7 protein-coding genes are annotated in these 4867 nt (G+C 69.2%); 4 read left to right on the top strand and 3 right to left on the bottom strand.

What is annotated here, in order from left to right:
* Window positions 1–314: 314 nt before the first annotated feature.
* The 3 genes from ON39_RS48870 to ON39_RS18355 all read right to left on the bottom strand — a co-directional run bounded on the left by ON39_RS48870 (window position 315) and on the right by ON39_RS18355 (window position 1757).
* Window positions 315–464, bottom strand: coding sequence for a hypothetical protein (locus tag ON39_RS48870; protein ID WP_157195493.1), 150 nt, complete (start codon window positions 462–464; stop codon window positions 315–317).
* Complete coding sequence (locus ON39_RS18360) at window positions 451–657, bottom strand: hypothetical protein (protein ID WP_040735706.1); 207 nt, start codon at window positions 655–657, stop codon at window positions 451–453. Before ON39_RS18360 ends, ON39_RS48870 begins: the two co-directional genes overlap by 14 nt.
* A gap of 131 nt (window positions 658–788) precedes the next feature.
* Window positions 789–1757 (bottom strand): NAD(P)H-dependent flavin oxidoreductase, encoded by a 969-nt coding sequence (locus ON39_RS18355; protein ID WP_040735701.1) that lies wholly within the window; start codon window positions 1755–1757, stop codon window positions 789–791.
* 302 nt (window positions 1758–2059) lie between these two features.
* On the opposite strand from ON39_RS18355, the gene ON39_RS18350 reads away from it, so the two are divergent.
* The 4 genes from ON39_RS18350 (at window position 2060) to ON39_RS18340 (ending at window position 4644) form a co-directional block, all read left to right on the top strand.
* The gene (locus ON39_RS18350; RefSeq protein WP_174412539.1) at window positions 2060–2341 is read left to right on the top strand and encodes a phosphoribosyl-ATP diphosphatase; all 282 of its coding nucleotides are present in this window, start codon (window positions 2060–2062) and stop codon (window positions 2339–2341) included.
* A gap of 48 nt (window positions 2342–2389) precedes the next feature.
* The gene (hisG, locus tag ON39_RS18345; protein WP_040735695.1) at window positions 2390–3241 is read left to right on the top strand and encodes an ATP phosphoribosyltransferase; all 852 of its coding nucleotides are present in this window, start codon (window positions 2390–2392) and stop codon (window positions 3239–3241) included.
* 123 nt (window positions 3242–3364) lie between these two features.
* Complete coding sequence (locus ON39_RS50675) at window positions 3365–3499, top strand: hypothetical protein (protein WP_255219280.1); 135 nt, start codon at window positions 3365–3367, stop codon at window positions 3497–3499.
* Window positions 3499–4644 (top strand): YeiH family protein, encoded by a 1146-nt coding sequence (locus ON39_RS18340; RefSeq protein WP_040735689.1) that lies wholly within the window; start codon window positions 3499–3501, stop codon window positions 4642–4644. The genes ON39_RS50675 and ON39_RS18340 overlap by 1 nt, the downstream gene beginning before the upstream one ends.
* The last annotated feature ends 223 nt before the right edge of the window (window positions 4645–4867 follow it).

Genomic DNA, 4867 nt, shown 5'->3' with positions numbered 1-4867 from the left:
GTCCTGCTCCCAGACCGCTGGAACCTCTACCTGGCCACGCCAACCGCGGTCGCCGACCAAATGCACGCCTTCGCCGACCATTTGCGCACGGCGGTAGCGGATTTGGAGGCGCTGCTCAGTGCGGGTTAGGCCGCGCGGCGCGGACTAGTCGGTCGCGGCGGACGCGCTGGATGTCAGCGCGTCCGAACGCGGCGGTACTTTCGGCGGGCGCGGGAGTGATTTCGGCGGGCGGCGGTGATTTCGGCGGACGCGGCGGTGGCGTCGTAGCGCGTCGGCCGAAAGTGCCCGCCCTCCGGGTCATCTCGCGCTGACGGTCAGGAGTTGCCGACCCGACGCCGAGCGGTCCGCCCGATGGCGGCGTCGGCTTCTTCGGTGGCCTTGGCGACGACATCGGCTGCGTGGTCGATGAGGTCGGCCGCCTCGCCAGCCCAGATCGGGGTCGCGGTCTGCTCACCGTATTGCACTGCCGCGATTCGGCCGGATCATCTCGCGTTGGTGCTCAGGGGTGCCGATCCGACGCCGAGCGGTCCGCCCGATGGCGGCGTCGGCCTTCTCGGCGATCCTGGCCGCGATGTCGGCGGCGTGGTCCATGCGGTCGATGAGGTCGGCCGCCTCGCTGGCACAAATCGGGATCGCGGTCGGCTCACCGCGTTGCACTGCCGCGATCCCGCCGGATCATTTCCCGCTCACGCTTAGGAGTCGTCCACTCGGCACTGTGCGGCCCGATGGCGGCATTCGACCTTCAACGAGGTCACGTCCATGTGCTGCTCGCCGCGGCGGCCTCGGGCTCAGAGGTCGTCGACGTGCCGCCGTGCCGCGCGGGCGAGTGCGGCGTCGGCTTCTGCGGCGATTCTGGTCAGCACGTCGGCGGCCGGTTCGATCGCGGTGATCAGGTCGACGCCCTCGCCGGCCCACACCGGGATCGCGGTCGGGTCTTGGCGCTGCACGGCGTCGAGGTAGGCGTCCTGGGCGGTGGTGTCGGCGCGCAGTTCGTCCTCGCGGTCCTGCCAGCGGTCGAAGAACGGGTTGCGCAGCATCCGCGCGGTGTACTTCGTGGGCCACGGGGAGCGGCGGGCGATATCGAACACTCGGTTGCGCGACGTGTCGTCACCGCGCGCGGCGACGATCGCTTTTGCCTCCTCGGCGGAGAGCACTGCCTCGTGGGTTGCCTCGAAGCGCGTGCCGATCATGGCCCCGGCCGCCCCGAGCGTCAGCGCGGCGGCCAGTCCACGCCCATCGGCGATCCCGCCCGCCGCGAGTACCGGCGTCGGATGCACCAGGTCGGCGACCGTCGGCACGATCGTCATGGTCGAACGACCCGCGCCGTGCCCGCCCGCCTCGCCACCCTGCGCGACGATCACCTCCGCGCCGGCCTCCACCGCGCGGCGCGCCTCGTCATGGTCGGTGACCTGCACCATGAGCGTCGCGCCCGCCGCGCGCACCGCGTCGGCGAACGGTCGCGGATCGCCGAACGACAGCATCACCGCGCGGGGCCGATACTCGTCCAGCACCCACCGAATCGTGTCGTGATCGACCGCCCAGCTGAGAAAGCCGACACCCCACGGCGACCGAGTCTTGTCCGCGACGATCGCCAGCTCACGCTCGAGCCACGCCCGATCCCCGCTGCCGATCATCCCGAGCCCGCCGGCATTCGACACGGCCGCGGCCAACTCACCCCCGGCCACACCACCCATCGGCGCCAACATGATCGGATGACGTAGATCGAACAACTCGGTCAGCGCGGTACGTAGCGACATGGCCCCATGATGCCCGCCCGCGCCGCGACCGCCGAACCGGCCGCGGGCGTCGCTTCCACTGAGGCGCCGTGGCAGACGTTGCTCGTGGCCGTCGCGATGGTCTCGCGCGTCGGCTTCACCGCGCTGTGGTCGCGAGATTGCACGCGGCCACGGTGACGTTCGCGCCAGATTCGGTCCGCTCGTCGCGTACTGAGCCGCGCCATCGGCGTCGATACCGCGACGGCTGGTGAGGGTGCCGCACCGTCACCGCTCATGCAAACGGCAGGGTGGGCCGGGCCGGAGCAACGGTCCCGCACACCGGTCTGAAACAATGGCTCATCGTGAAGAACTTCGAAACCCTGTTCGCCGAGCTGCAGGATCGTGCGGTTACCCGCCCGGAGGGGTCCGGGACCGTTGCCGCGCTGGACGCGGGCGTGCATAGCCAGGGTAAGAAGGTGCTCGAGGAGGCGGGCGAGGTCTGGCTGGCCGCCGAGCACGAGAGCGACGAGTCGCTCGCCGAGGAGATCTCGCAGCTGCTGTACTGGGTTCAGGTGCTGATGGTGGGTCGTGGTTTGAAGCTCGAAGACGTGTACCGACATCTGTGATCGGTCGCGTCCAACCCGTAGTTTCATCTTCCGAAAGGACCACGTCCCATGCTGCGCGTCGCAGTCCCCAATAAAGGCGCCCTGTCCGAAGCCGCCACCGCCATCCTCGTCGAGGCCGGCTACCGCAGGCGGACCGATCCGCGTGACCTGACCGTGCTCGACCCGGCCAACCAGGTCGAGTTCTTCTTCCTGCGCCCCAAGGACATCGCCATCTACGTCGGGTCCGGCGAACTCGACCTCGGCATCACCGGTCGCGATCTCGCGCTCGACTCCGGCGCGCCGGTCAGCGAGCGGCTCGCGCTCGGCTTCGGCCGCTCGAGTTTCCGCTACGCCGCGCCGGCTGGCCAGGACTGGCGGGTCGAGGACCTCTACGACAAGCGCATCGCCACCTCCTACCCGAACCTGGTGCTCGGCGATCTGCAGCGGCGCGGCATCGAGGCCGAGGTGATCCGGCTCGACGGCGCGGTGGAGATCTCCATCCAGCTCGGCGTGGCCGACGCCATCGCCGACGTGGTCGGCTCGGGGCGCACGCTGCGCCAGCACAATCTGGTCGCGTTCGGCGAGTCGCTGTGCGATTCGGAGGGCGTGTTGATCGAGCGCTCCGGCTCCGATCAGCAGGAGCGGGCGCGCAATCAGCTCATCGCCCGCATCCAGGGTGTCGTATTCGGCCAGCAGTACATCATGCTGGACTACGACTGCCCGAAGGAGCTGCTCGAGCAGGCGGTCAAGATCACCCCGGGCCTGGAGTCGCCGACGGTGTCCCCGCTGGCCGACGACGGCTGGGTGGCCATTCGCGCGATGGTGCCGCGCAAGCAGGGCAACGAGGTGATGGATCAGCTCGCCGAGCTCGGCGCCAAGGCCATCCTGGCGTTCGACATCCGCTCCTGCCGGGCGTTCTGACGGATTATCGCGCTCGGTTCGCGTTGTCCGCGTGAATAATTCACGCTGAGCGCAATCGGTGCGCCCGGTGACCGGGCGTTGCTACCGTGCGGCCTCTCGATGAGGAACGCAAGGAGCACGCCCGTGTCACAGACATCGCCCGAGCAACGGCCGGGGAGCACATTCGCCTGGAGTGAGGACTGGCTGGCGGCGATCGTCGGGCTGGCGCTGATCGCGCTGGTGCTGGCGGGCGTGATTCCGGATTGGCTGGTGCCGTGATGGTGCCCAAGGATTCGACATCGGCCGAAACGCGGACGGACCCCGCCCCGGTGAAGTCGGAAACTGCTGCGCTGCAAGCGGTTTCGCAACCGGCCACCGGCGCGATCGTCGTCGTGCTCGGCGCGCTGACCCGCTACTTCGACACCCACGTCCCGCAGTGGGCGGCCGACACCGCGTTCAAACGTGTCGCGAAGTCGATCGAGTTCCCGGTCTACGCCATCGCAATCGGCCTGATCGGCAACATCATCTTGACGAAACTGGCTCTGCGCGACCGGCTTTCGGCGGGCTTCCGGACCGAGTTCTTCATCAAGACCGGCGTCGTGCTGCTCGGCGCCTCGATCAACCTGAAGATTCTGGTGACCGCGGCGGGCCCGTCGATCCTGCAGGCGCTGCTGCTGATCACCGCGGTGTTCGGGTTCACCTGGTGGCTCGGCGGGCGGCTCGGGCTCGACGACAAACTGCGCGCGCTGCTGTCCTCGGCGGTGTCCATCTGCGGCGTCAGCGCGGCCATCGCGGCGGCGGGCGCGGTGCAGGCGCGGCGCGAGCAGATCGCCTACGCGGCCTCGCTGGTGATCATCTTCGCGCTGCCGTCGATCTTCCTGTTGCCTTGGCTCGCCGACGTTTTCGGGCTCTCCGACGCGGTCGCCGGAGCCTGGATCGGCGGCAATATCGACACGACCGCCGCGGTCGCGGCCTCGGGCGCCATCGCGGGAGAAAAGGCGCTGCAGATCGCCACCATCGTGAAGACCACGCAGAACGCGCTGATCGGGCTCGTCGCGATCGCCTTGACCGCGTACTTCACGCTGAAGGTGGAGCGCGTCGCGGGTGCGGTGCGGCCCTCGGCGCGCCAGATCTGGGAGCGGTTCCCCAAGTTCGTCCTCGGCTTCATCGCCGCCTCGGTCATCGGCACGCTCTACCTGCAGTCGGCCGACAAGAAGTCCGGCGCCGCGCACATCGCGATCGTGAACGATCTGCGCACCTGGTTCCTGATCTTCGCGTTCGTGTCCATCGGGCTGGAGTTCTCCCTGCGCGGCCTGCGCGAGGCAGGCTGGCGTCCGATCGTCGTCTTCGGCTCCGCGGTCGTGGTCAATCTGGCTGTCGGGCTAGGCCTCTCGGTCCTGCTGTTCCGCAACTTCGCCGTGTGATGCAGGCTGTGCGCGCCACGCCCGTGCGTGGGTCGGCCGGTGATTTGTGCGCATCTGGCCCGGGTGGGTCGCCTCGCGATTTGGTGCGCGGCACGAGGGTCGCGCGGGGTCGCCCTGCGATTTGGGGCGCGGTACGAGGGTCGTGGGGAGTCGCCCCGCGATTTCGCCGTGTGGTGCGGGCTGTGCGCACCCTGCCCGTGCGTGGGACGGCCGGTGATTTCGT

It is taken from the genome of Nocardia tenerifensis NBRC 101015 (assembly GCF_000308715.1).
In the GTDB taxonomy this organism is placed as follows: Bacteria; Actinomycetota; Actinomycetes; order Mycobacteriales; family Mycobacteriaceae; genus Nocardia; species Nocardia tenerifensis.
The sequence above is the reverse complement of the archived record's forward strand: the minus strand, read 5'-3'. Positions and strand labels throughout refer to the sequence as shown.